Annotated in this window: 22 protein-coding genes and 1 pseudogene; 16 read left to right on the top strand and 7 right to left on the bottom strand. The window is 60.5% G+C overall.

From position 1 onward, the window contains the following. Positions 1 to 251 precede the first annotated feature (251 nt). The gene (locus IVA88_RS24965) at positions 252 to 905 is read right to left on the bottom strand and encodes an AMP-binding protein (RefSeq protein WP_256466849.1); all 654 of its coding nucleotides are present in this window, start codon (positions 903 to 905) and stop codon (positions 252 to 254) included. Between the two features lie 9 nt (positions 906 to 914). On the opposite strand from IVA88_RS24965, the gene IVA88_RS24970 reads away from it, so the two are divergent. From IVA88_RS24970 to IVA88_RS32525, 3 genes are all read left to right on the top strand, one after another. Further along, on the top strand, positions 915 to 1187 hold the full coding sequence (locus IVA88_RS24970) for a hypothetical protein (RefSeq protein ID WP_247499806.1): 273 nt from the start codon (positions 915 to 917) through the stop codon (positions 1185 to 1187). A gap of 227 nt (positions 1188 to 1414) precedes the next feature. After that, positions 1415 to 2230 (top strand): alpha/beta hydrolase, encoded by an 816-nt coding sequence (locus IVA88_RS24975; protein ID WP_247499807.1) that lies wholly within the window; start codon positions 1415 to 1417, stop codon positions 2228 to 2230. Between the two features lie 27 nt (positions 2231 to 2257). Beyond that, entirely contained in the window at positions 2258 to 2965 is a 708-nt protein-coding gene (locus IVA88_RS32525) for a LuxR family transcriptional regulator (protein ID WP_276577900.1), read from the top strand. A gap of 683 nt (positions 2966 to 3648) precedes the next feature. Here the strand turns inward: IVA88_RS32525 and IVA88_RS24990 are convergent. The 3 genes from IVA88_RS24990 to IVA88_RS25000 form a co-directional block, all read right to left on the bottom strand. Continuing rightward, the gene (locus IVA88_RS24990) at positions 3649 to 4767 is read right to left on the bottom strand and encodes an aminotransferase class III-fold pyridoxal phosphate-dependent enzyme (protein WP_247499808.1); all 1119 of its coding nucleotides are present in this window, start codon (positions 4765 to 4767) and stop codon (positions 3649 to 3651) included. A gap of 285 nt (positions 4768 to 5052) precedes the next feature. Beyond that, on the bottom strand, positions 5053 to 5259 hold the full coding sequence (locus tag IVA88_RS24995; RefSeq protein WP_247499809.1) for a hypothetical protein: 207 nt from the start codon (positions 5257 to 5259) through the stop codon (positions 5053 to 5055). Further along, entirely contained in the window at positions 5256 to 5882 is a 627-nt protein-coding gene (locus tag IVA88_RS25000) for an acyl-homoserine-lactone synthase (RefSeq protein WP_247499810.1), read from the bottom strand. Before IVA88_RS25000 ends, IVA88_RS24995 begins: the two co-directional genes overlap by 4 nt. Positions 5883 to 6117: 235 nt before the next feature. Here IVA88_RS25000 and IVA88_RS25005 point away from each other — a divergent pair, with 235 nt between their 5' ends. Genes IVA88_RS25005 through IVA88_RS25020 form a run of 4 tightly spaced genes read left to right on the top strand, consistent with a single transcriptional unit; the run spans position 6118 to position 8883 of the window. Continuing rightward, positions 6118 to 6306: a hypothetical protein gene (locus tag IVA88_RS25005; protein ID WP_247499811.1), complete on the top strand. Its 189-nt coding sequence runs from the start codon at positions 6118 to 6120 to the stop codon at positions 6304 to 6306. 32 nt (positions 6307 to 6338) lie between these two features. Then, positions 6339 to 6533: a hypothetical protein gene (locus tag IVA88_RS25010; RefSeq protein WP_247499812.1), complete on the top strand. Its 195-nt coding sequence runs from the start codon at positions 6339 to 6341 to the stop codon at positions 6531 to 6533. 12 nt (positions 6534 to 6545) lie between these two features. Beyond that, a complete protein-coding gene (locus tag IVA88_RS25015) occupies positions 6546 to 7853 on the top strand; it encodes a hypothetical protein (protein WP_247499813.1) in 1308 nt (435 codons plus the stop codon). A 55-nt stretch (positions 7854 to 7908) separates the two neighbouring features. Continuing rightward, positions 7909 to 8883 (top strand): DUF3616 domain-containing protein, encoded by a 975-nt coding sequence (locus IVA88_RS25020; protein ID WP_247499814.1) that lies wholly within the window; start codon positions 7909 to 7911, stop codon positions 8881 to 8883. A gap of 559 nt (positions 8884 to 9442) precedes the next feature. On the opposite strand, the gene IVA88_RS25025 is transcribed toward IVA88_RS25020, so the two are convergent. Together IVA88_RS25025 and IVA88_RS25030 are read right to left on the bottom strand one after the other, a co-directional pair. Next, positions 9443 to 9817 carry a hypothetical protein gene (locus IVA88_RS25025; protein WP_247499815.1) on the bottom strand — a complete coding sequence of 125 codons (375 nt, stop codon included), beginning with the start codon at positions 9815 to 9817 and terminating at the stop codon, positions 9443 to 9445. Positions 9818 to 10478: 661 nt separating this feature from the next. Continuing rightward, positions 10479 to 11570: a hypothetical protein gene (locus IVA88_RS25030; protein WP_247499816.1), complete on the bottom strand. Its 1092-nt coding sequence runs from the start codon at positions 11568 to 11570 to the stop codon at positions 10479 to 10481. A gap of 301 nt (positions 11571 to 11871) precedes the next feature. On the opposite strand from IVA88_RS25030, the gene IVA88_RS25035 reads away from it, so the two are divergent. The 6 genes from IVA88_RS25035 (at position 11872) to IVA88_RS25060 (ending at position 18384) form a co-directional block, all read left to right on the top strand. Beyond that, positions 11872 to 12567, top strand: coding sequence for a M12 family metallopeptidase (locus IVA88_RS25035; protein WP_247499817.1), 696 nt, complete (start codon positions 11872 to 11874; stop codon positions 12565 to 12567). A gap of 1 nt (position 12568) precedes the next feature. Next, the gene (locus IVA88_RS25040) at positions 12569 to 13630 is read left to right on the top strand and encodes a caspase family protein (RefSeq protein WP_247499818.1); all 1062 of its coding nucleotides are present in this window, start codon (positions 12569 to 12571) and stop codon (positions 13628 to 13630) included. Positions 13631 to 13688: 58 nt separating this feature from the next. Further along, entirely contained in the window at positions 13689 to 15044 is a 1356-nt protein-coding gene (locus IVA88_RS25045; protein WP_247499819.1) for a hypothetical protein, read from the top strand. 101 nt (positions 15045 to 15145) lie between these two features. Next, positions 15146 to 15559 carry a hypothetical protein gene (locus IVA88_RS25050; protein ID WP_247499820.1) on the top strand — a complete coding sequence of 138 codons (414 nt, stop codon included), beginning with the start codon at positions 15146 to 15148 and terminating at the stop codon, positions 15557 to 15559. Between the two features lie 138 nt (positions 15560 to 15697). After that, the gene (locus IVA88_RS25055) at positions 15698 to 17743 is read left to right on the top strand and encodes a DNA/RNA non-specific endonuclease (protein ID WP_247499821.1); all 2046 of its coding nucleotides are present in this window, start codon (positions 15698 to 15700) and stop codon (positions 17741 to 17743) included. A 26-nt stretch (positions 17744 to 17769) separates the two neighbouring features. Beyond that, a complete protein-coding gene (locus IVA88_RS25060) occupies positions 17770 to 18384 on the top strand; it encodes a hypothetical protein (RefSeq protein ID WP_247499822.1) in 615 nt (204 codons plus the stop codon). A gap of 317 nt (positions 18385 to 18701) precedes the next feature. Here IVA88_RS25060 and IVA88_RS25065 read toward each other — a convergent pair. Then, positions 18702 to 19255 (bottom strand): annotated as a pseudogene (locus tag IVA88_RS25065) (SDR family NAD(P)-dependent oxidoreductase); the annotation flags it as partial. 309 nt (positions 19256 to 19564) lie between these two features. On the opposite strand from IVA88_RS25065, the gene IVA88_RS25070 reads away from it, so the two are divergent. The 3 genes from IVA88_RS25070 (at position 19565) to IVA88_RS25080 (ending at position 22983) form a co-directional block, all read left to right on the top strand. After that, entirely contained in the window at positions 19565 to 20815 is a 1251-nt protein-coding gene (locus tag IVA88_RS25070; protein WP_247499823.1) for an ABC transporter substrate-binding protein, read from the top strand. Between the two features lie 129 nt (positions 20816 to 20944). Beyond that, positions 20945 to 21772: an AraC family transcriptional regulator gene (locus tag IVA88_RS25075; RefSeq protein ID WP_247499824.1), complete on the top strand. Its 828-nt coding sequence runs from the start codon at positions 20945 to 20947 to the stop codon at positions 21770 to 21772. A 200-nt stretch (positions 21773 to 21972) separates the two neighbouring features. Then, positions 21973 to 22983 (top strand): branched-chain amino acid ABC transporter permease, encoded by a 1011-nt coding sequence (locus tag IVA88_RS25080; RefSeq protein ID WP_247499825.1) that lies wholly within the window; start codon positions 21973 to 21975, stop codon positions 22981 to 22983.

Consider the following 22983-nt stretch of genomic DNA (forward strand, 5'->3'; position numbering starts at 1 on the left):
GCACCAGCATGCGGGTATCGACGCACAGTCGCAGGCCTGCGCGCAGAGACCGCCGCTCGAGCAAGACGCGGCCCCAGCGCTTCGTCACATCGGTACCATCACAGGGCTCTCGGCGAACGGCTTGTCGTATAGGAAGACTCAACGGTGCCGGCACCGACGCAGTTGATGCGGACTTTCTCGTTGGCATGATCCATCGCCATCGCGCGATCGCCGCCGCGCGCTGGCATCCCGAGGCTAGCTCCTCTGGGCCACTATCTAATTGCTCGCGCTTTCAGCGAAGAACGATCCACCTTGCCTGTTGCGGCCGATGGCAGGTACTCGTTGAGAATAAACCTTTCCGGGATCATGTAGCGCGGCGCTAAGCGAGCCACGTGGTGCCGAAGTGTGGCCTCATCCACTAATTCGCCTGGCCTCCGATTGACGAATGCCACCATCAGATTACCAAACCGAGCGCCTGGCACTGCCACGACGATCGATTGCGCGACGCCGGGCGCGGCTGCTGCGAGACTCTCTACCTCGTTAGGATTTACTCGATAACCTCTCGTCTTGATCTGATGATCCCCTCTGCCCAGCAGATACAGCACACCATCACGGAATTCCGCAAGATCGCCTGTTCGAAAGTATTGCCTGCCCTGCCTTTCGATGAAGAAGTGGGTATTCTCCTGATTGAGATAGCCCTTCATTACTCCTGGGCCAGAGACGCACACCTTTCCCGATTTACCGAGCTGCGGGATAAACTCGCCGGCGCCGTTCAACAGTTCGAGGTCGACAATTGGTAAGATACAGCCGGCCGGAACGTCCTCCTCTTTGCTCAGAAACTCGGGCGTTATTGGAGAATAGGTCAGTTCACGTGCCTCGGTTGAACCGTAAGTCCAGTGAATGCTGCATCGGGGAGCTTGCGGCAGAGCGACCTTATGTGGCCGGCTCTCATCGCCTCACCAGCAAAGCTTACCGGCATTGGTTTCCTGATTGATCAGGCCGTGACCGGCGACGTACAGCACAACAGTGTCGGCGTCACCTTGACGAGCCATCCGATCGGGTGGGCTTCCGGCCGCATGGTGCAAGCCCGCCGGCCGCCTGCAGCCCCGCTGCGCTATCCGCATCGCCTCGCGGATATCCAGGCCCTTCCTCCCAGCCTTGCCCCATTCGCGACCACCGCAAACGGGGCACTTTTTTTGATCGCGTAGTTCGTGGACGACCAGTAGGGAGACGCAGCATCGCGGCGATCCGCCAGCGCGCCGCGCATAGGGCGCACGCTAGCCAGGGCTGGGAGATCGGTCCGCGGAATCACCAACCCGTGCTTGACCCGCGGCCGCGCGTGTGTACGATGAGAGCAATTATAAATTGCAAAATATACTCGGATTTCTTTTGCGGGCGCTTCAACAGCCTGCGGGTCACCTTTTGGATGACGGTTATGATTTCGCGTACTTGCCTGATCGACGGCGTGAGGCTGCGTTTCCTGCAGCGAAGAGCCGGTCGGACTGGAATCCTTCTGATCCATGGGAACTCCTCCTGCAAGGAGGTGTTCGCCAAGCAATTCGCGGATCTCGCCAAGACGGACTTCGGCATCGTCGTGCCCGATCTACCCGGACACGGCGAGTCGGACGATTCCGACCGACCTTCGAGCACCTACAGCTTCCCCGGTTACGCTCGCATCCTGAACTCCTTGATGCGTCGGTTGGGCTACGACTCCTTTCACGCTCTGGGATGGTCCCTCGGGGGACATATCGGAATCGAAATGTGGGCTCGCAATCCGGCAGTAGAATCGTTGCTCATCACTGGAACTCCGCCGGTCCGGCTAAATCCGACGAGCGTAAACGAAGGCTTTCGCTGGACAGGCGCTACGGCCCTAGCAGGCAGAAGGCACTTTCGGTCAGAAGATATTCGCCGCTACACGAAGGCAATGATGGGTGAGCGGCTCGGCTCCGAGCATTTGCTCGCGCGAGCGGCGAAGCGAACCGACGGAAACGCACGCTTTTGGATGGTGACGAATGGCCTGGCGGGGCGCGGGGTCGACGAGATCGATGCCGTGTCACGGGTCGCGCGGCCCATTGCCGTCGTGCAAGGTCGGGCAGATCCCTTTCTGCGGCTCGACCATTTCGATCGAATACGATTCAAGAACCTTTGGAAAGGTCGCCCTCAGCTCATCGAAGCGGGACACGCAGCGCACTGGAAGTCGCCGCAGACCTTCAACCGGGCAATGATGGAATTCTTCATGCAATTCAATTGAAATTGAACACGAAGAGGTGGGGGCAGCATGGGGACGAACGTCGAGACCTTCATAGAGACCACGCAACACGTAGCGTCGGCGGCCGTGCTGAAGAAGCTGTTCTTGTCGGCAGTCGCCGAGGAGGGATATGAGAATGCGGTGTTCGCAAGGGCAAACAACCGGCGTCTGACTTCGATACCATGGAGCGAATTCCCCGCAGGTTATCTGGAGACGTACCGGACCGAGAACTGGGACCGGATCGACCCGGTCGTGCAGCGCGTGCATTCCGCGCGCGGTCCGTTCAAATGGTCTGATACCCATCCACGCAGCGGCTTTTCCAGGGAGCAGAAATCGTTTTTCGAACAATGCCGTGAACTCGGCGTCCACTCGGGGATCACCATCCCGATCCACGGCTTGGGACAGGAAGTCGATCTCATCAGCCTCAGCCAACGCGTCGCAGACCGGGTTCCCAGCCACAGGATCACGCACGTCTACATGCTTAGCGTCCAGTATTGGTTGAAGTACTGCGAATTGGCAGATCAACGCGACCACGAAATCTGCCCGCTTACTGCGCAGGAGCTCGAGTGCTTGCGATGGTGCAAGGAAGGCAAAACAAACTGGGAAATCGGAGAAATCCTGAACATCTCCGAAAAGACCGTCGAATTTCACCTGAGCAACGGCATGCGCAAGCTCGGCGCCGGAAACCGCATCACCGCGGTCATCATGGGGATCAAGCGGGGCCTCATTCCGTTATGAGATCGGACTCGACATTGCGGATTGCGAAACTCCCTGCCGGCTATCCCTAGAGCCGTCGGCGGCTCTTGGGATCGAGTGTATCCGTGATGAGATCCTGCATTTCCCCATACTTCGTCCCATAAACTACGACGTCCCAAAATACCTTTAGCGGCCGACGGCAGCGAAATGATTGTCGGTTTGCCCGTCCGGACACGGGACGGCGAATGCTATGTGTTGATCGAAATGGCACCGCCTCACAAGATGGCCGGCAGCGGCAAAGTGACCTGCATCGATTCTCAAGGCCGGAAGAACTGGTGGTACGCGGGCGTCATAGGAGGCTCGTTCAAGTATGCGCCGCCTGAAAACGCCGTTAATGCAGCAGCACTCCGCTGGGCGGCGACTGAAGGTGGCAGCGCGCGTCGGACAACAATATTGGCGTTGTGTGTGCACTCGTGCTGCCGCCTCCTTTGTTGCGGCGCGGCCCTTGCGGCAACCGTGGTCTCCGCTTGAACGTGTGATGAGGGCCATTGGGGAGCGGTCTCATGCGGATTTGAACGCCTGGCCGTGAACCGTCTTGCTATAAGCTTCCGCTTCTCTCGGACTAGATCATGCCGCGCACCGACATCGTGCACGCGGACGACATGACCAAATTGCAATACGCAAAGAACAGTCCGCATACGGACGCCGGACGATGAACAAGACTCCTATCGATCCCGCATGAGATCATCGGCAACCTGAAACGGAGACTCGGCGCCGACGATCGCACCGCAGTCATCGTGAGGATCGAGTACGGCCTCATCGCGCTCCAACACCAGGACGGTTTCGGGATCGCGCGAACGTAACGCCGATCTGACGGAATCACCCAGACGGGCCAACGTCGAAGCGAAAAGATCAGTATTTATATTGAGTGGCGCCATCACCTTCAGGACTTCGTCCCGGGGACCGCAACATTCGATAACAATTCCAGTTCGCGATGCCAGATCCGCTGTCGCGGCCGCTTCTTCAGGATCGGCAAACTCCAACCCCTGCATCATTCCGATGCCTTTCGACCTGAGGCGCGCCGGAAACTCCGCCACCATGGCCGCGCACCAACGGGTCAGCATCAATCCTCTTTCACGGATGCCCGCAACGAATTCGTCAGTCCACAATTCGATCGCGGCCGCCGCCGTCACGAACGCAAGCGAATTTCCCCTGAACGTGCCGTTGTGTTCGCCGGGAGCCCACACGTCCAGTTCGTGCCGCATCAGCAACAGCGACATCGGAAAGCCGTATCCGCTTATTGATTTGGCAAGGCATACAACGTCAGGGACAATGGCAGCCCGTTCGAAGCTGAAGAAGGAGCCGGTACGTCCGCAGCCCGCCTGGATGTCATCGACGATGAGAAGGGCGCCGAGACGTTTCGCCGTCGCTGCAAGCTCAACGAGCCAGGATTCGGATGCAACGTTCAGCCCGCCCTCCCCTTGGACCGTCTCGACAATGAAGGCAGCGACGGACTCGACGCCGCCGGAAGGATCGAGCGCCATAGCCTCGAAGCGCTCGATGTCTGCAACGTCGGCCCCGTGATAGCCGTCAAAGGGCAACCGCATGACGCCGTTCAATAGACCACCCGCCGACCGTCGGCAGAAGGCCGAAGCCGTCGCTGACAGTGCGCCAGAAGAGACGCCATGGAATGCATTGGTGAACGCAACAACACAATTCCGACCGGTAGCCTTGCGGGCCAGCTTGATGGCCGCCTCCACGCAGTTCGTTCCCGTCGGGCCCGGAAACTGCATCCGGTACAGGAGGCCCCGCGGAGCGAGGATACGACGCTCGAATTCGGACATGAAGCGCAGCTTCGCTTCGGTGTGAAAATCAAGCGCGGCAGCGATCCGTCGGAGAGGAGGTATTCCATCGCCGCAGCCTTCAGGAGCGGATGATTGTGCCCATAGTTCAGAGCGCCGCAACCGAAAGGAAATCTACGTAGGTCCGGCCTTGATCGTCGACGATGCAGGCGCCCTTCGCCGTCCGCAGAAGGGATGGAATCCGCCGACAGTACGAGCGTACTTCGGATTCGTGCGCAGCGAAGAACGCAAGGAGCCCCGCTGATTCGTCACGCAGATCGTCGTTTCTCATGCGTTGGCCCTCTTCCTATCGGCCTTCCCAGCAACCGCTAGCAAATTGAGCTTGTCGCGCACAATAATGAGGTCGGCAGCGACTGCATCGTAACCGGCATCCGCCGCGGCGCGACTGAGGTAGGTCAACGCATCGGCCATGTGTTCGGCCGCATCGTCGTCGGTCGAACTTAATGTCGGCCCGCACCAGACCCGTTCGGTCATGCCGCATTCCTGACGGAGACAAGTTCGGGGCCGGGTTCCAGAACATTCGGGGCAATTCCGAACCGCGTGCAGTGCAAGACGGGCCGGATCGCACCGACGGGAACGTAGAACGCCCTCTCCACCTCCCCCTCGATCTCGTCCGCGTGGCCGAGCCAGCGAATACCCGATCTTATGAAATGCGACAAGAGATGCTCACGCGTAACACCGATCATGCCTTCCCCACCGTGCAGAACGATGAATTCCTGGATGGCGCACAGCAGCTCCGGAAAAATCGTGCGCCTCAAGACCGGATTCACTGATTTGTCGATGCAGACCCTCGTCACCTCGAAGATGCCGGGAGACGACGGCAGGACGCCGCTCTCTACGAGGTGCGGCCAGTAAGTTCGAAGCATGTACGGTCTCGTGGTGCGAAGGAGTCTCGCGACACCCCTGACGACCCGCTCCGGGTCGCGCCACACGAGATAGGTTGCGGCAGGCGTGTCGAATTCATCGAACTCAAGCCCCTCCCACGAAGAATGATCCAGCTTGCGTCTCCGGACGAACACCTCGAACCGGAGGCGCGCCTGGGACGCCAGAGCGTCCTGAAAAAAGTGCGCCGTCGCGACGGAAAACGCTTCGATCATATGATGCCTCTCCGATACCCGCTGCATCCGATCAGAAGCTGCGATCCACGGGTACTGGGAGAGTCCCTAAGGCCGACGTCGCATTTTCTTCATGCGGACGAAAGCGCGAAGACCGTACCGGCGTGCGGTCCCACCGCACATACGCAGGAGCGGTACCCCGGGCATTCCCTAGTACAACTCGTGCCGCATTGCGCCTTTGCTTGCGAACGGGGGCGATTGTCGGGACGGGGGTGGAATGGCAAAGGGGCCGAAGAAGAAAAAGGGCGCGAGCCGGGCACCGCGCAAACCGGTCGTTTTCGAGACGGTAGCTGGCGGATCGATCAGGCGGGACGAAATCTACCACCGTCTCGAATGGTATTTCGATCACAGTCACAACCCCGGACGTGGTCATTCCATCGATCCAAACACGCCGATGACAGCCTGATCCAAGGTATGGACCCGGCGACCGGGAGACAGGTGCTCTGGGTCAACGTCAACAAGATCAGCGCCACCTACATCCCCGCCTGGCGAAGCGCGCTGTTTCACGGTGTCCAGTTCCCCTGGCAGTCGCAACCGCCGGTCGCGATCGGCATCCGCGATATCCAGACCTTGGGCAACCTCATCGATTCCGCGGTCCTCACCTACAGGCACTTCGGCTGGCGCGTCACTTGAAGGAAGACAGTCATGAGGAGCATCTCCGGCCTCGTCGCGTGCGTCCTGTTTTCGATCGTGACGAGCGCCCAAGCGGCCGAGACGCTTTCCGCCAAGGACTATGACCGCAACAAGGACGGTATCCTGGACGAGGCCGAAGCATTGGTCTGGAGGATGCACGCGCAGGACCCAGTGCTCGCCAAGTACGACAGCAACTTCAACGGACGGCTCGACGCCGGTGAAGTCGACAAGATGCGCGCAGACAGCGCGACAAGCTTCGCGGACCGTGCCCGAGCCGTCGCCAACGACGTTCTTTTCTTCAAGAACCGGAAGGTGGCGGAAATCGACAAGGTGGCATCGAACAGACCGGCGCCGGCCCTCCCCGTAGTATCGAAACCTCCCAAGGGCGGTTGCGAAAACGAACAAAGGCTTTTCATACGACGCGACCGGCTGGATACCTACCAGTTTCGTGATTCCACTTTCATCACCGGCTTCGTTCCGCGCGCAAAGGCGAAGGGTGCATCTGCCAGCTTCACGCACGACCAGCTCGGGCAGACCGATTCGCTCACGGTCAACGGCCGCGTCTCATACGTCCTGATCAAGAACGATCCGATGAGCCCGTGCTTTGAAGGGCTGCCGAGCGACCCCTATGCGAAACACGACTTCAATGCGCCTTCGTTGTTCGGATCGACGGTCGCGATGTGGACCGATGCACAGGGCGCCATCAACTCGCCGCGCGCAAAATCAGAAAGGAGCGCGCTCAAGGTCGGCTTCGATGCCCAGGCATCCGTGATCGGAGGCCCCATCTTCGACCTTCAGTACCTGATCGCAAGTCCGTACGCGCAAACCGACTTCCGAGGCGAGGCGCGCGTGTACGGGATGACCGGAGCGTGGGAACCGATTGCCCCGAACTTACGGCTCGGCGGGACGATCGGAGCGCCGGCGATGAGCTATCTGGATTGGTTCTGGCAGTTCAGGGCCGAAACGGACGTCAAGCACGTCGACGCCGTCGGCGCCACGGCGCTCAAGCGCGGAGACTACGTCTGGGCCGGAGCGGTGGCCCGCCTGCACCTGACCCCGTTCCCGGATCGGAGCGTTTACGATCCATTCGCGGCTCCCATTTTTCCCGACCTCGTCGGCCGGCTCTATGCCGACCTGACGATACATTATCATCGCGAGTTCGACCGCGGAATCGAAGCTCTGCTTTGGGCTGCGGAAGTGGGCTTCAGCATCACACCGGACGGCGGGTCTTCAATCTCGGTCCGCTACACGGACGGCACTGACAAGGACACTCTGATAAAGCAGAGGCAATACCTTGTCGCGTTGAATTACAAATTCTAGGCCTGTGGCCAGGCCAGCCACCGTGAAGACCCAACTCCGATGGAGGAACGAACGCATGAAGATTTTTCAGAGCCTGGGATACACGATCGCAATCACCCTGGCCTCGCTCTCGACGGTGCGGGCTGATACGCCGGCGACCACGGTTTATCGCGGCATCTGCGACGCATCCGCTGCCGTCGCGCTGGACAAGGATCACTTCGTGGTCGCCGACGATGAGCTGAACATCCTGCACATATACAAGCGGGGCAAGCCCGATTCCGTCGCCGAAAAGGACATGTCGGCGTTCCTCAAGGTCGATCCGGACGAGGAATCGGACATCGAAGGTGCCGCCCTAATCGGCAAGCGAATCTTCTGGATCTCCTCCCACGGCACAAGCAAGAAAGGCAAGGTTCAAGACCGACGGCGAAGATTGTTCTCAACGGACATCGTCGACGGAGCGGTGCCCGCGCTACGAGACGCAGGAGCGCCCTACTCGAAGCTTGTCGACGACCTCTCGGACAAGAGGTTCGAGAAGTACAACCTGGCGGCCGCCGCCAAGAAGCCTCCGAAGACAGAGGGCGCCCTCAATATCGAAGGGTTGGCCGCGACACCGGCCGGCGAATTGCTGATCGGTTTCCGGAATCCGCTGTGGGAAAGCAAGGCCCTGATAGTTCCCCTCAAAAATCCGGACGACGTTGTGATGAAGGGCGAAAAACCGAACCTCGGAGATTTCATCGAGATCAAGCTCGACGGCAGGGGCGTGCGCAGCATCGAGCGGATCGGCGACTCCTACTTGATCGTCGCCGGCCCCATCGACGGAAAGGGAAGCTCCGACCTCTACCGCTGGTCGAGCGATCCACTGAAGGATCCGGAGATCCTGAAACAGGTGAAGCTGACCGGGCTCAATCCCGAAGCGCTGTTCGCCATCCCGGGCGGTGACGAGGTGCAGATACTCAGCGACGATGGGACGGTCGATGCCGGCGGTGGAAAGGAATGCAAGGATGTCGCACCGGCCTCGCAGTCCTTCAGAAGCGTGACAGTAAAGCCGTAGGAACTGTTTCGAGATCCGGTCCGTGGAGTCGGCATTCGTCGGCCATGCTCAAGGAAGCAACCGCCCCTTCTCCAGCCGAAGCGCAGTCCGAAGCCCCTCAGCCATCGGAACAGGTCATTGGCGCGCTGCTCATCGATCGTTACCTCCAACTTTGGTTCGACCTGCTGACCGGCGGAAATTTTCTCGATAGCTGCCCCGCTCCACCAGACTCTCGGAAGGTAGATCCCCGTGAGATGACAAAATCGTGCGCATAAATTTGCAGTATGCCTTGCCGCCTCCCAGCTTGTATCGAAGATGATCGGAATCCTCGACGTCAAGCGCCGGTGCTCGCAAGTTCGACGCGTTCAAGGTCGGTGAGCGGCGGCGGGCCGGCCATTAGTGCACGTCCCGGCACCGCATCGGCATGCGCTCCGCCGTCGTCCGGCACCGTGTGCGCCAGACGGATGAAATCGAACAGCAACTGCCCGTAGTACTTACCGTCGGATTTGTGCCCTGCTGCAAGCCCCTCGAAGCAACGAAGCGACCGGCATTTGTAGGCAATCCTTGCATATCGCAGTATTCAACTCGTGCAGACAGCGGTCGAGACCAATGCCGAAGTTAGCCCATTGCCGCTGCAGAAGTAGTCCGGCTTCTCGTCGAGAAACTGGATGTCGCATTGAAAGATGCCGAACGCGTGACAAAACTTGCTGGCCCGACGTGCGGCCGGGCGATAGCTCGGTATGTATTCCGCCATCTCGACAAGAGATTGGCGGGCGATGTCGAACATCGCGCGGCCGTTCGGAACGTGATTCTTCAGATCGTCGCTGTCCAGCGGAAACGCGTCCGCCCGCGATCCGAGTCCAGCATATCGCCAACGCAGAGTTCGAGCAGCCTGGCGGTCGTCATACGGTCGATCCTGCGCAGTATCGGCCAGACCTCGCCCGTCTCCTGACATGCCAAAGCCGCCAGCATGTCGAGACGCCGTAACGGGAGGTAGGAGGGTCCTATGGCGTCCCGGGTATTGCGAAGGGAATTCCATCGTCAACTTGAAGCGCCAACGTCGGAGGTTCATGCATATCGGCCGTTTCGATCTCGCTATTGCCGGTCGACTCTCTGCCGCATCGGCGAGCCGAACCAGTTCGACTCATAAATGTTTTGCTGCACGTCAATCGTCATCGTTCTTGGTAAAGGAGATGTCGGAGATGAGCCGAGTCGTCATCGGGCACTGGTCGGTTTCGGAGCTCCTCGCTCTTACCGGCGCGCCTCGTCCCGCGGCTCGGCACCGTGTCAGTCAGCAATGACGTCCAGGCCGAACGTCTTCTGCTTCTGCCATCAAAAGCCGAAACGTTTGGGCAGGTTGGGAAGGCTCGGGGGCGATGGGACAGGGATCGGAGAATTTAGCGGCCCGTCCGGCCTGACTATCGCGTTCGTGCCGCTCCCGCCGGTGCCCTTCTTGGATCCGATGCCTCCGGAATTGCCTGAATCGCCGGCCTCGCGACTGATGATATTGCAAGCGTCCTGATCGCGCGCGCAGGGGCCCGGAGGCGCGGGCCCCTGGGCCGAGGCCGGTAAGGACACGACGATCGTCAGAAGCACGATAAGGAAGCCCGCTCTGATCATGACCCGTCTCCCGGTATCCATCTCACGGAGCGATAGCCGAAGGCCACCGGCCTCTGCAGCGTGTCGATGGTCGAAATTACTGATGAACTCCCGAACTGCAGAGACGACGTCACTCCGGGGGAGTTTGGCACGACGGCCTCCGGCTTCGCAGTCTCGCTCGATTGTCCGGCGCCTTCGTGCTTTCCGGGCGGAGAAGCGGTTCCAGGCTTGGCTTCGCCGGTCGACGCCGACCCACGTCCGCTCCCGGTCCGTCTGATCGTCGTGTGCATGGATCTCGTCAGGAATATCCGCGAAACGAGCGCGATCTCCAAAGAAAACCGGGGCTTCAATTTTTTGGTCTTCGGATCCTCTACCTGCTCGAAGATCTTACCGCCGACCACGATGGACATCTGTTTCCGAGCCTCGGCATCGGTGCACTGCACCTTGAGAACGGCATCTGCGCAGAACTTGATCAATTCGGCTTCCGCCACTAATCCCGGCAGGCCGTAAGACTCGGCCGCCGAAATTCTGACCTCGGTCGTCGTCTCGGACGACGCCGATCCTCCGAACATTCCTCCGAACCATTCGGACGAGTTGGCGCCCAGGGTGGCGTTGCGGGTACTCGATATGGAGAAGCCGGGAAAGAGGACGAGCGGCAAGTCGCCGCGGGGCGATCCGGATTTGAACACCGAAGCCGTCGACGAGGCGAGCTTCCAAGGTTTTCCTTCCGCCGGCGGATCCGGCGTCTCCGGGAACCTGTACATCTCGGCGTAGGTCTGCTCGAGCTTCTCGGTGAGATCCATATGCCATAGCTTGAGGGCCCTGCCGGCAAGGGGCTCCTTTGCCACGTCGCTCAGCGCATCCTCCGTGATGAGCACAAATACATCCCCGACCGCGACATCCTCCTGCGGGGGATAGATGGGCTCGATTCCTAGTCGGCTGATCGCCTCGTTCCACTGCTGCGCGACCGTCTTTTCCTCGGGGACCGGGGCGACCCAACGATACGCGAAAAATCCGAAGACAAGCAGCGCGAGGAAACCGACCAACGCCAATCCGATGCGGCGGAACGACGATTCAGGACTGCCCGTCGCTTCCCCTTCGATCGCCATTTTCCGTCTCCCGCCACCAATCCCCCGCGTAAGCGCAACATGACCGAGTTCGCCGGTATCCTGGACTAGGGACATCACTAGGCACTTCCGAGACACCGCGGCAGACGGAAACAGAACGCCAATACATGCTCAGACCGCGCACATGCTCAGACCGCGCCAGTGGAGTTCCTACCCGAGCCATAGGGGTTCGACCTCCGAGCAAAATGCCCTTCGTATCCTAGGAGTATCCCGCGGTACGTGTCCCGGCCGTCCTGCTATCCTGCTTGGGGGACGGGTCGACAATCATAGAGGACATGCAGTCATGACAGGCGGAAACGAAGGCTCCGACAAGCAATGGTGCTTCGCATGGTTTCAGGCAACGCCGCCGAAGACCGGCACGGACAAGGCAGTCCTGGTCAAGGACTGCAAATGGGAGACCGGGGCGACCATCACCATCGCTTTCCTGGACGGCACCGACGAGCAGAAGGAACTGGTGAAGAAGCACGCCGCGGGATGGACAGATGGATTGGCCAACCTGAACTTCAGTTGGGTAAACGGCGCTGTCGCCAACATACGGATCACGTTCAAGTTCAAGGGGTCATGGTCGGTCATCGGCACGACGTGCAAGCACATCCCAGCCGGGCGAGCCACGATGAACTTCGGCTGGTTGACGCCGAATGTGAGCGACGACGAGGCGCGAAGGGTCATCCTGCACGAGTTCGGACATGCGCTCGGCCTGATACACGAACACCAGAATCCCGATCATCAGATCCAATGGAACGAGCCTGCCGTCATCGCCGATCTCTCCGGTCCTCCCAACAACTGGGATCTCGAGACGATCAAGCACAACATGTTCGAGGCCTATCCGCGTAACGAGGTCAACGGCACGACGCTGGATACGACCTCGATCATGATGTATCCCATTCCCGCGAGCTGGACGGTGGACGGGACGATATCAGGCACCAACGCCGACCTGTCGCCGAAGGACAAGAGCTTCATTAGGCAGCAGTATCCCTGAGATGCCACTTGCCGATTACGCGCTGATCGTCGGGATCAATCTCTATCCCGCACTTACTTCGCTTCAAGGAGCGGAGAACGACGCGCGCGACTTTCACGACTGGGTCATCTCGCCGGACGGCGGCGGCGTCGCGTCTTCCAACGCGACGCTCCTGGTCACTTCCAACTTCGCTCCGTTCCCGAGCGCCGAGGACGCCAAGCCGGCTGCGCACCAGATAGAGGACTTCTTCACCAAGGTCGACATCGCCGCGAACTCCAACAACAAGGAAGGGCTGGGATTGAAGGCCGGGAAACGGATCTGGCTGTTCTTCTCGGGACACGGCTTCGCTCCTACCCTCGACCGCTCCGCAGTGCTCCTGGCGAACGCTACTTCGAGCCGCGTGCACAACGTAGCGGCGCTCCTATGGGCGGACCGGCTGCACGAAGGCGGCTGGTTCGACGACGTGTTCCTATTCCAAGACGCTTGCAGAAGCCACATGGCCGATGTCGACCTGACGCCGCCGTTTCTGCGAAAGAAGGTGGCGCCCTTGAACCAGGTAAGGCGGAGATTTTATGCCTTTTCCGCCAAAAACCGCCAAATATCAAAGGAGGTACCCATCGTCGGAGAGCGCGTGCAAGGCGTATTCACGACGACACTCCTTCAGGGCCTGAAGGGAAAGGCGCGAGACCCACACACCGGCGCCCTGACGGCGGCACAATTGAAGGCCTATCTTCAGGACAATATGATAAAGTTGCTTCCGGCGGGGGACCTGGCCGACGACGAGATAGCTAAGATGCCCGAGGTGGTGAACCCCGATCCTTTCGACATTCTGCCACCAACTGCGGCTGCGGTTTCGACTTTCCCCGTCAGCGTCAAGATATCCCAACCGGGGGGGCCGGCCCGCATTGAAAACAGTGCGTTCGTAGCAGTCGATTCCATCGATCCCTCGCCGGCGGAGTGGCAGAGGAACTTGCCGCGCGGATTGTACAAGCTGGTCGTCGACGGTCTTGGCGAACTCTTGTTCCAGGTTACGGGAGCTACCGCAGCCGACGGGACCGGAAAGGTCGTCGATGTCACAATCTAGCAATACGCTCAACGTTTCGACCGGACCACTTTCCGAGATTTCCGTACTCGATGGAAGCATGAACACGGTCGCCCACTCCGTGGGAGACCTCTCGGCGGATCTCCTGCCCGGGCTCTACAAGATCCGCGTCCGCAACGGGCCCGGAGTGGAAGAAAAGCTCATTTCCCTGGACCGCGACCTCTTCGTCGACATCCAGCCGCCCCCGATATTCTCGCCGATTCCCCTGGCGGGAACAACGCGAAGCCACGAATACCACATGCTGAGGGCGATGAACGCCAGCCGAAGCCCGCTGCACGACTTCGGTCAGGGGGCCGGCCTATTCGTATTCTGCCGCGAATGGACTACATCAAACCAAGGCGCGTCCCCGAATCCGGCGACAGGCATTTCGCTCGCGGACGAGAACGGCAACCAACTGCTCGATCTCGGATCCTTGGCCGTCGAAACCCCGAACGATCATTCGGTCGCAATGTGCGCAACCGTGGCACCGGGTTCATACCGGCTTAGGTTGACGCAATCCGGCGGCACGGTAACCGAGCGGGCATTATTCGCCTCCCCGGGTTGCCAGACGCAGATCTTCATACTTCTTTCGCCGCCAACGTGGTCGTCCGGTCCATCCCTCCCGGACATTGCGGGCGGAGCCGTAATCATCTCGCCGAAATTCGAATTCGACCCCCAGGATCGGCGAACGCAGCTCGGCGAGATCGCACGCTACGCGCTCACGCAGAAGCGGCGAGTGCTGTCGGACCAACTGCGCCTCGAAATTGTCGACGAGAAATTCGACGATCCGATGCTCGGCTTGCTCGGCGCGCACCTCGTGCTCCGCGACGAGCCCGAGAACGTAGAGCTCTTCGAGACCGTGACGAACAACCTGCTGAGGTTGCTCGGGCCTGATCATCCGGACCTGCGGGCCCTTTGTCTGCGGAGAAAGAATCCGCTCCCGAGCGTCCCCCGCGCGCTAGATACGCCGCCCATGCTGAGGGCCAGTTGGGACATCACGGTCTCGGTGAGCCTGGAGGATCCGTCTTCGTTTCCGGAAGCGGGCGGCGTAATGGAAATCGCCGACAAGGTAATTCCAACCGGCTCCTGGCTGGTGTGGAGAAGGGATCCCATCGTCAAGAGCGCGAGCGGTTCGAGCGCGGGCTCTTCGAACGCGCTGGCGCAGTCCCTAGAGGAATTCATCGCCGCGAGAGCACGCCAGGAAGCTTCGCGAAGAGCAGACGATCAAGGCGTGTTCGGCCGCCTTTCCTCCTCATTATTCGACCTGATCTCCAATTCGTTCGACAAACTGCGAGGCAAGCCTCAACCAAAGCCGCCGATGCCCACGCTTAGCACGGAAGACAGGGAGGAATTGGCACGCGTGCTCGGAATACCCGGCCCGCTGCTCAATTCCGTCCTGAAGAAGATATTCGACTGATTGCGCGGCACCAGACCTTCGAAGCATCCGGCGTCGGTTGGTGCCTGTCCTTTCAGCGCCGTGCGGGAGAAGGGCACTCCGCCAACAGGGGCTCTCTCCCTTTGCTGATAACCGTCGGCGAAACGGCAATTCACATCCTCGTAGCGTTACCGGAGCGCGAGTCGGTCTGGGGGGCCGTCCTCTGCTCGGGGCCCGTCGACGTCACGGCGAAGACTTCGCGAGGAGAACGCGTCAGGACCTCGATCGTCGCCGAAGCTGGCGATGACAGATTGATCGCCCTGGATTCGATCGATCGCGAGAGTGCCTGCGTACCCATCGACAAATCGACCTTCGACCGGCGCCATACCGCCGATGAAGGACACCCCCATCTCATCATTGCGATCCGTTCGCATAGAGCCGAGACTGCAACGGTGCATGTCACTTTCGCGACGCCCGAATACTACAAATTTGTGACGGGGGACGACATCGTGCCGACGGATGCATCGGACGCATTCGACGGCAGGCGCCTTCCGTAACCAGGCCTCGGTCCTCGACGCTCGGGATTCCCCTAGGTGCGACCGTCGCATACGTCGACAGACTGCGACTTTCTGCTACCGTCGCGCCTTACGAATTACGTTAGCAGAATAGCGACATTCAACGACACAGGAGTGAACATGAGCAAGGAAGGCCGGCTATCGAAGCTGAGGCAATTCAATGCTTCGATCCGCGCCACCGACAGCAAGTTGTCGGAGGAAAGCGCCGATCTCGGAGTCAGCGCGCAGATGCTGCCCGAACCGGCCGGCCCCGAAGACATGGACCATGCGATCGCCGAGGAAAGTATTGTGATGCGGCGGTTTCGCCCGGTTCTCGCGATCAAGGAGAACGACACCGAACTGGTGTTCAAGGACAAGGAGGAAGGTACGCTGTGGGAGGAGCGCCTTAAGAAGGCGAAGACGCTGCTTGAACCGGCGATCCGCGCCGTTGGCCGCATCGACCTGATCGGCGCCGACTTCCAATGGATCGGGACGGGTTGGCTTGTCGCGGATAACATGATCGTCACGAATCGCCACGTGGCCAATGAATTCGCCATGCGCAGTGGCGACGGCTTCACGTTCAAGGTAGGTTCGGCCGGCAGGATCGGAGCAGCGGTCGACTTCCTGCAGGAGATCGGCAACGACAAGCAACTCGTTTTCAGGCTCGTCCGCCCGCTTCACATCGAACCCCAATCCGGGCCCGACATCTCGCTTTTTGAAATCGAGATGATCAGCGGCGACACCAAACTCGCCCAACCGATCCGGCTGGCAAAGAACCCCACGGAAACGAACGGCATTGCCGTCATCGGATATCCCGCCTACGACAGCAGAATTCCCGATACCGACCTCATGGAATCGATGTACGGGAAGATCTACAACAAGAAGCGGCTCGCGCCGGGCGGGATCACCCGCCTCGAAACGACCCGGTTGTTGCACAATTGCACGACGTTGGGCGGGAATTCCGGATCAGTCGTCCTCGATCTCGACAGCGGCGAAGCATTCGGGTTGCATTTCAGCGGTACGTTCATGACAACGAACTACGCCGTCCGTTCCGACGTCATCGCTCGCGTGATAGCGGACGTTCGGGCCGGACGCCCTCGCCGCGAAAAACCGGGGCCCGACACGGCGGCACTGACTAGCAATCTGCCACCGCCTCCTCCGCCCGGTCCAGACTCCGGAGGGCGCAGCGTCAGCCTGACGATCCCGCTGAAGATCACCGTGAGTATAGGCGAAGGGGGCGAGGATGCCCTGTCGATCCCCCGGCTATCAAGGCCGCCCACGGCTCCGACCATGTCCGTCGAGGACGATGCCGAGGGCACCGAGGCGACCACAGCGGACTACAGGAACCGAAACGGCTATCAAGCATCGTTCCTTGGCGCGCGAAACGTCATCGAACTGCCCGTCGTCGAGCGCGATGCTCATGACGTTCTCGAATTGGAGGACGGCAGCGGCACGGAACTGAAATACGAGCACTATTCTGTCGTCATGAACCGCGCAAGGCGGATGTGCTTCTTCAGCGCCGTCAACATCGACGGCAAGAACTCCGTGAAGAGTGCCCGCGTCGCCTGGAAGTGGGACCCGCGCATACCAAGGTCCCAGCAGATCATGAACGAATGCTACGGCAATCCGCCCAAATTCAGTCGCGGCCACATGACCCGGCGGGAAGATCCGGGTTGGGGCGATCCAGAAACGGCAAAGCGTGGAAATCAGGATTCGATGCACGTGACCAACGTGACGCCGCAGATGCAGGCCTTCAACGCCCCGATATGGTTGGCGCTGGAAGATTACGCCTTGCAGCATGCCCGCGAGGACGAGATGAAGATCTCGGTATTTACCGGACCGTACTTCAAGAGAAGCGATTCCACCATGCACGGTGTACGAATTCCTGTGTCGTTCTGGAAGATCATCGCGTTCATTCACGACGACACCCGAAAACTGTGCGCCACGGGCTACGAAATGACGCAGAAGGAGAACTTGCCGGAAGAGGAGTTCGTGTTCGGCCAGTTCAATTCGAAGCAGCTCAAGGTGGCGACGCAGGTGGCGATCCGGTCGATCGAAGCGAAGAGCGGGATCTCGTTCGGCCGCCTCGCGCTTGTCGACCCGTTCGGCGACGAAGAAGAGGGGTTCGCGGACGAGCGCAATCGTGCTCCCCTCGAAGCCTTTGAGCAGATACGATTCGTGCGCTGACGGGGCACGCAATCCGAGGGACTCACATGAACGACGCCAAGCAGACGCTTCGCGACCACTTCCTGTCGGTCTACCAATCCGCCGCCGCCGACTACGCTTCGAAGCTCGCCGACGAAGAATCGGCGGCGGCGGGCGCAGCGGCGTCGGAAACATTCATGAGCGCCGCAAACGACGTCGCGTCGCTCAGGTCCCGGGACCAAAGCGAGATGGCTGTCGTTGAAGAAGGCGTAGCCGACATCCCGAAGATGTGCGCAAGACTCGGATTTAGATATCTCGAAGCGTTGGTGAGCGGCGACCAGGCCCGCGCTCGGTGCATCAAGGAACACTTGACGGGCGGCACCTGCGATCCCGTTGCCCATGCGGGGATCCTACTCAGGGTCAAACGTCACGTGCCCTTCATCAGCCAAGCGGGTCACATTTATTCAAGGACGCGGCGATGTCGATCCCGGAATTACGCTAGGTGGGCGACAGAGGGGTCAGGCGGCCAATTCAGACAGCACCGTGCTCGCCGGAAACTCCTCGGTCATTGTCTGCAACAGGCGTTCGGGACTGCGATCTCCGCCCAACCGGAGCGTACGCATCGCGGCGAGCCACACGGAACCGGCGCCACGACTGCACGCCGTGCACATACCGCCTTCTAACCATTTGAAGGACTTGAACTCTCGCTCCCAATCCATCATGGGCCCCACGGGAAAGCGATAATTATGCAGAATCATCGACCGAACGAAAGGCAACGGTTCGCCTTGATCATCTGGCGTAGCATACGCTGAACCTTCACCTGAAGGGGCGCCTCGTTCAACCGCAACAAAAGTGTCGCGCGCAAGAGAAACAATACTGATCACGCGTGACATAGGGCCAAGCAGCCCTGCCCAGCCGCGGGTAGCGTTCTGGCAAAATCCCGCATGCCTATTGCGCCCTCGGACTGCGGCTGGAACTGCACGCCGCGCGCCAACGCCGCGCCGTCGAAATAGGTATTGCCCGACGAAATGGAGTTGGCGTGGATGCCCTTCCCCAAGCTGATTGGCTACCCCTGAGTGTAGTGGATGATCGCCGCCTTGAACGTGCCGTACGGACTGGCCGCGAAATCGATCTCGCGTCCGGAGACACTCGATCTGGCGACGATCACACCGGCTGCGCTCTTCTCCAGATAGGGCATCGCGGCGTTCACCAGCCGGACCGTACCCATCATGTCGGTCGAAAATTGCTCTCCCAGCTTTCGTCATCCTGTCCAATCGCGAGTGCGCTGACATTGGTGACAACGACGTCGATGCCGCCAAGCTTGCCGCCAAGTCGCCGGCCCAGGCCTTCAGCGCGGCGCCGTCGGAGACGTCGACCGAACCACCTAGGCGACGCCCTTGGCCTTCAGCGCAGCGACCGTGCTCTCAACCTCGGCCTGATTGCGCCAGCACACACCAACGTCGGCGCCCTCTACAAACGTTTCAGGGATCGCCCGCCGATGCCCTTGGTGCTGCCGGTGACGAGAGCTTTAGCGCCATTGAGTCCGAGATCCATGGTCGGTTTCCTCCTCTTTATTTAGCTCCGTAGATCGCATTCGCCGTCAGGTCAGTAGTTGCTCGCGGCCGCCTTGACCAAGCCGCAAATTCGGCAAGCCTGACGCCTATTGCACCGCGATGTTAATCGCGGCGCAACATTCAAAATGAGACTGGCCGTTAAACCGCGCCGGCTCCGACACGTGCGCTGCATCCGAGTTCGGTTAGCTTCCATTTCAAGAACCGTCAGCCTCGCCAAGACGCCGCACCGCGCGGCGAACGCGCGAGGTGCGGTAAAAAACCGCGATAAGAACGCCCACGGAGGGGAGCAATGTTGAAAAGCAGTCTAGGACTGATCACGTTGAGCAGCCTGTTACTTTCGGGCACCGTCTTCGCACAGGAGAAGATCAAGGTCGGCGTCACCGCGACGCTCGAAGGCACCTACACGGTGCTGGGCGAGGACGGCATCCGCGGATTCCAGACGGCCCTCAACGTGCTCGGCAAGAAGGTCGGCGACAAGGAACTCGAATTTGTCATCGCCTCGACCGACGCGACGCCAGACTCCGCCGTGCGAGCCGTGCGCAAGCTAATCGAGCAGGACAAGGTCCAGATCTTGCTGTCGCCGCTGTCCGGAGACGAAGGCATCGCGGTCAAGAATTTCGCAAAGACCCATCCCGAGCTGACCTTCATCAACGCCGCCTCCGGTGCCCAGGAAACGACCTATGTCGATCCGGCTCCGAACTTTTTCCGCTACAACATGGACGGCGCGCAGTGGCAGGTGGGCCTCGGCAAATACGCATATGAGGAAAAGAAGTATCGCAAGATCGCGACCGTCGGCGAAGACTACTCCTTCATCTATACGCAAGTGTTCGGGCTCGTGCTCGAGTTCTGCGGCGCCGGCGGACAGGTCACCAACCGGCAATGGGTGCCGCTCGGCACCAAGGACTTTGCCTCGGTTATCGCCGCGCTGCCCGATGATGTCGATGCCATCTATCTCGGCCTCGGCGGCGCCGACGCCGTCAACTTCCTGAACCAGTATCAGCAGGCCGGCGGCAAGGCGCATCTGATGGGCGGCTCGATCATGATCGACCAGACCATCCTATCGTCCAAGGGCAACGCCAAGAACGCGCTGGTCGGCACGCTGGCCGCGAGCGGCCAGGCCGACACCTGGGAGAACCCGAGTTGGCAGAGGTTCGTGAAGGACTATCAGGACGCCTTCCCGCCCAACAAGCGCTTCCCGAGCCCATCGCTGCTCGCCACCAACTATTACGGCTCGACCATGGCGCTCATCCTGGCGCTGCGTCAGGTCAACGGCGATCTCTCCAACAACCAGACCAAATACAAGGAAGCCCTCGCCAAGATCGAGCTCGACGCGCCCAACGGCAAGATCAAGCTGGACTCCAACCGCCAGGCGATCGGCACCAACTTCGTCACCGAGGTCGTCGACGACGGCAAGGGCGCGCTGTTCTCAAAGGTCGTGAACGTGATCCCGAACGTCAACCAGACGCTGGGCTACGATCCCGCGGTGTTCGCCAAGATCGGTTTGCCAAGCCGCACAGTACCGGAATGTAAGAAATACTGACGTAGTCTTCGTTCGCGAGCGATGACTGAGCGGGGAGAGATTTGCAAAGCGCGCGACACGAGCGCCCTTGCATTCTCTCCCCGGTTGTTGAACGTTACCAAAAAATGAAGAAGGTTAGGGAGGGAAGGCATGAGCCGGGCGCTCGCCGTCTTCCACGGCCGCTTTGGCCGGGCGACGGTCTATCAGTTGAACCGTCCTTTCAACATCCACGCGCATCGCGAAGGTCATTTGATCTTCCATGTCGGCGGGCGGTCTGCATGCATCGATGTCAGCGACGGACGTTACGAGCTCACCGAAAGTTCCGTCGTCGCGGTCAATCCGTGGGAGCCGCATAATTTCCTGCCGTCCGATCTCGAAGGCGGCGCCGTTTTCTTCGTGCTCTACGTCAATGCGGAGTGGTTCGCGCCCGATGCGCCCGGTGCCGACCGCCTGCGCTTCGGCCGTACCCAGTTCACGCGGTCAGTTGCGCTGGACAAGCATATCAGGCACGCAGCAGCCCTCGTTTGCGGCGCCCCCTCGCTCAGCAGCCTCGACGGCGAGCTGAGAGGTCTGATCGATATCTGTTACGACGAAAGCTGGCAGCAGGCCGCGACCGCGCGCGATCCGCGCGCAAACGGCTCCGTCACAGATTTTCGCGTGCGCAAGTGCATCAAGATGATGTCGGAAAGTCCCGGTGCCGAGATCGAGCTCGACACCATCGCGCGCGAATCCGGCTTGTCGCGGCCGCATTTCTACCGGCTGTTCCGCACCCAGACCGGCGTCACGCCGCATCTCTATCTCAACACGCTGATGATGGAGCAGGCGCTGGAGGCGCTGGTGGCAAGCGAAGCACCAATCGCCGATATCGGCTTCGATCTCGGCTTCTCGTCGCAGAGCGGATTCACCCGCTTCTTCGCCGCCAATGTCGGCATGGCGCCGACCGATTATCGCCGCGCGGCCAAGGTTTTGCGCGCCTGACGGCATGCGAAAAGATACTCACGATCAAGCGCCTCCCCTACAGCCGCATTAGGATGCGCCAAACGCGGTCCCGAAAAGAGGATCGCGCTCGACAGGGAGCGCACGTTCATGGCAGGGCTTGCGGCCGGCATCGGTCTGCGTGCCCCTTCACACCGCTTGCGGGGTGAGAGTTGGGGTGACGTGAAGACGGAGCGGCGATCATGACCCGCTTTGTCGAACGCCATCCCGCCTGGGCACTGGTTGTCATGATCGTGATCGCGGTGGCGCTCTGGCTGATTTTCGCAGTGTGGCCGCAGGGCCTTGAAGATGCGGTCGGCCGCAAGCGGGTCTTCCTCAACGCCCTCTTCAACGGCATCACGCTTGGCGGTCTCTATTTCCTCGTCGCCAGCGGTTTTACGTTGATCTTCGGCCTGATGCGCAACGTCAACCTCGCGCACGGCTCGCTGTATTTGTTCGGCGGCTATGTCGGCTACGCCATCAGCGCATCGACCGGCTCATGGGTCCTCAGCTTCATCATCGCTTTCATTCTGACGGCACTGGTCGGTGTCCTGCTCCAGGTCCTCGTCTTCCGCCGCATGGAGGGCCAGGACCTGCGCCAGACCATGGTGACGATCGGGCTCTCGATCGTGTTCGCCGATTTGATGCTATGGGCCTGCGGCGGGGATTTCTATCAGATCCAGACCCCGAACTGGCTGATCGGACCTGTGGAGCTGCCGCTGGTCACCGCGATCAAATCATCAGGCGAGCCGGTCTATCTCCGCTATCCCTTGGTCCGACTCGTGATCTTCGCCGCCTCCGTCGTGATCGGCGTGGCGATGTGGCTGGCGCTCAACCGCACGCGCATCGGCATGATCATCCGCGCCGGCGTTGACGATCGCGACATCCTGGCTGCGACCGGAGTGCGGATCCAACTCGTCTTCGTGGTGGTGTTTGCGCTCGGCGCCGGGCTCGCCGGCATCGCCGGCGTCGTCGGAGGAACCTTCCAGTCGCTCTCGCCCGGCGAGGATATCCGCTTCCTGCTCGCCTCCCTGGTTGTCGTGATCGTCGGCGGCATGGGCTCGATCCCGGGGGCTGCGCTGGGCGCGCTCATCATCGGTCTCGCCGAGCAGCTCGGCTCGGTCTACATCCCGACCTACGCCATCGTCGTGACCTTTCTGATCATGGTGCTGGTGCTGGCGATCCGGCCGCAGGGCCTGTTGGCGAGGCGCTGA

Source organism: Bradyrhizobium sp. 149 (assembly GCF_023073915.1).
Taxonomy (GTDB): domain Bacteria; phylum Pseudomonadota; class Alphaproteobacteria; order Rhizobiales; family Xanthobacteraceae; genus Bradyrhizobium.

Coding starts and splice junctions, on each gene's coding strand:
- IVA88_RS24970 (WP_247499806.1), top strand. CDS start 915: ATGTGGCCGGCTCTCATCGCCTCACCAGCAAAGCTTACCGGCATTGGT.
- IVA88_RS24975 (WP_247499807.1), top strand. CDS start 1,415: ATGATTTCGCGTACTTGCCTGATCGACGGCGTGAGGCTGCGTTTCCTG.
- IVA88_RS32525 (WP_276577900.1), top strand. CDS start 2,258: ATGGGGACGAACGTCGAGACCTTCATAGAGACCACGCAACACGTAGCG.
- IVA88_RS24990 (WP_247499808.1), bottom strand. CDS start 4,767: ATGTCCGAATTCGAGCGTCGTATCCTCGCTCCGCGGGGCCTCCTGTAC.
- IVA88_RS24995 (WP_247499809.1), bottom strand. CDS start 5,259: ATGACCGAACGGGTCTGGTGCGGGCCGACATTAAGTTCGACCGACGAC.
- IVA88_RS25000 (WP_247499810.1), bottom strand. CDS start 5,882: ATGATCGAAGCGTTTTCCGTCGCGACGGCGCACTTTTTTCAGGACGCT.
- IVA88_RS25005 (WP_247499811.1), top strand. CDS start 6,118: ATGGCAAAGGGGCCGAAGAAGAAAAAGGGCGCGAGCCGGGCACCGCGC.
- IVA88_RS25015 (WP_247499813.1), top strand. CDS start 6,546: ATGAGGAGCATCTCCGGCCTCGTCGCGTGCGTCCTGTTTTCGATCGTG.
- IVA88_RS25020 (WP_247499814.1), top strand. CDS start 7,909: ATGAAGATTTTTCAGAGCCTGGGATACACGATCGCAATCACCCTGGCC.
- IVA88_RS25025 (WP_247499815.1), bottom strand. CDS start 9,817: ATGTCAGGAGACGGGCGAGGTCTGGCCGATACTGCGCAGGATCGACCG.
- IVA88_RS25030 (WP_247499816.1), bottom strand. CDS start 11,570: ATGGCGATCGAAGGGGAAGCGACGGGCAGTCCTGAATCGTCGTTCCGC.
- IVA88_RS25035 (WP_247499817.1), top strand. CDS start 11,872: ATGACAGGCGGAAACGAAGGCTCCGACAAGCAATGGTGCTTCGCATGG.
- IVA88_RS25040 (WP_247499818.1), top strand. CDS start 12,569: ATGCCACTTGCCGATTACGCGCTGATCGTCGGGATCAATCTCTATCCC.
- IVA88_RS25045 (WP_247499819.1), top strand. CDS start 13,689: ATGAACACGGTCGCCCACTCCGTGGGAGACCTCTCGGCGGATCTCCTG.
- IVA88_RS25055 (WP_247499821.1), top strand. CDS start 15,698: ATGAGCAAGGAAGGCCGGCTATCGAAGCTGAGGCAATTCAATGCTTCG.
- IVA88_RS25060 (WP_247499822.1), top strand. CDS start 17,770: ATGAACGACGCCAAGCAGACGCTTCGCGACCACTTCCTGTCGGTCTAC.
- IVA88_RS25070 (WP_247499823.1), top strand. CDS start 19,565: ATGTTGAAAAGCAGTCTAGGACTGATCACGTTGAGCAGCCTGTTACTT.
- IVA88_RS25075 (WP_247499824.1), top strand. CDS start 20,945: ATGAGCCGGGCGCTCGCCGTCTTCCACGGCCGCTTTGGCCGGGCGACG.
- IVA88_RS25080 (WP_247499825.1), top strand. CDS start 21,973: ATGACCCGCTTTGTCGAACGCCATCCCGCCTGGGCACTGGTTGTCATG.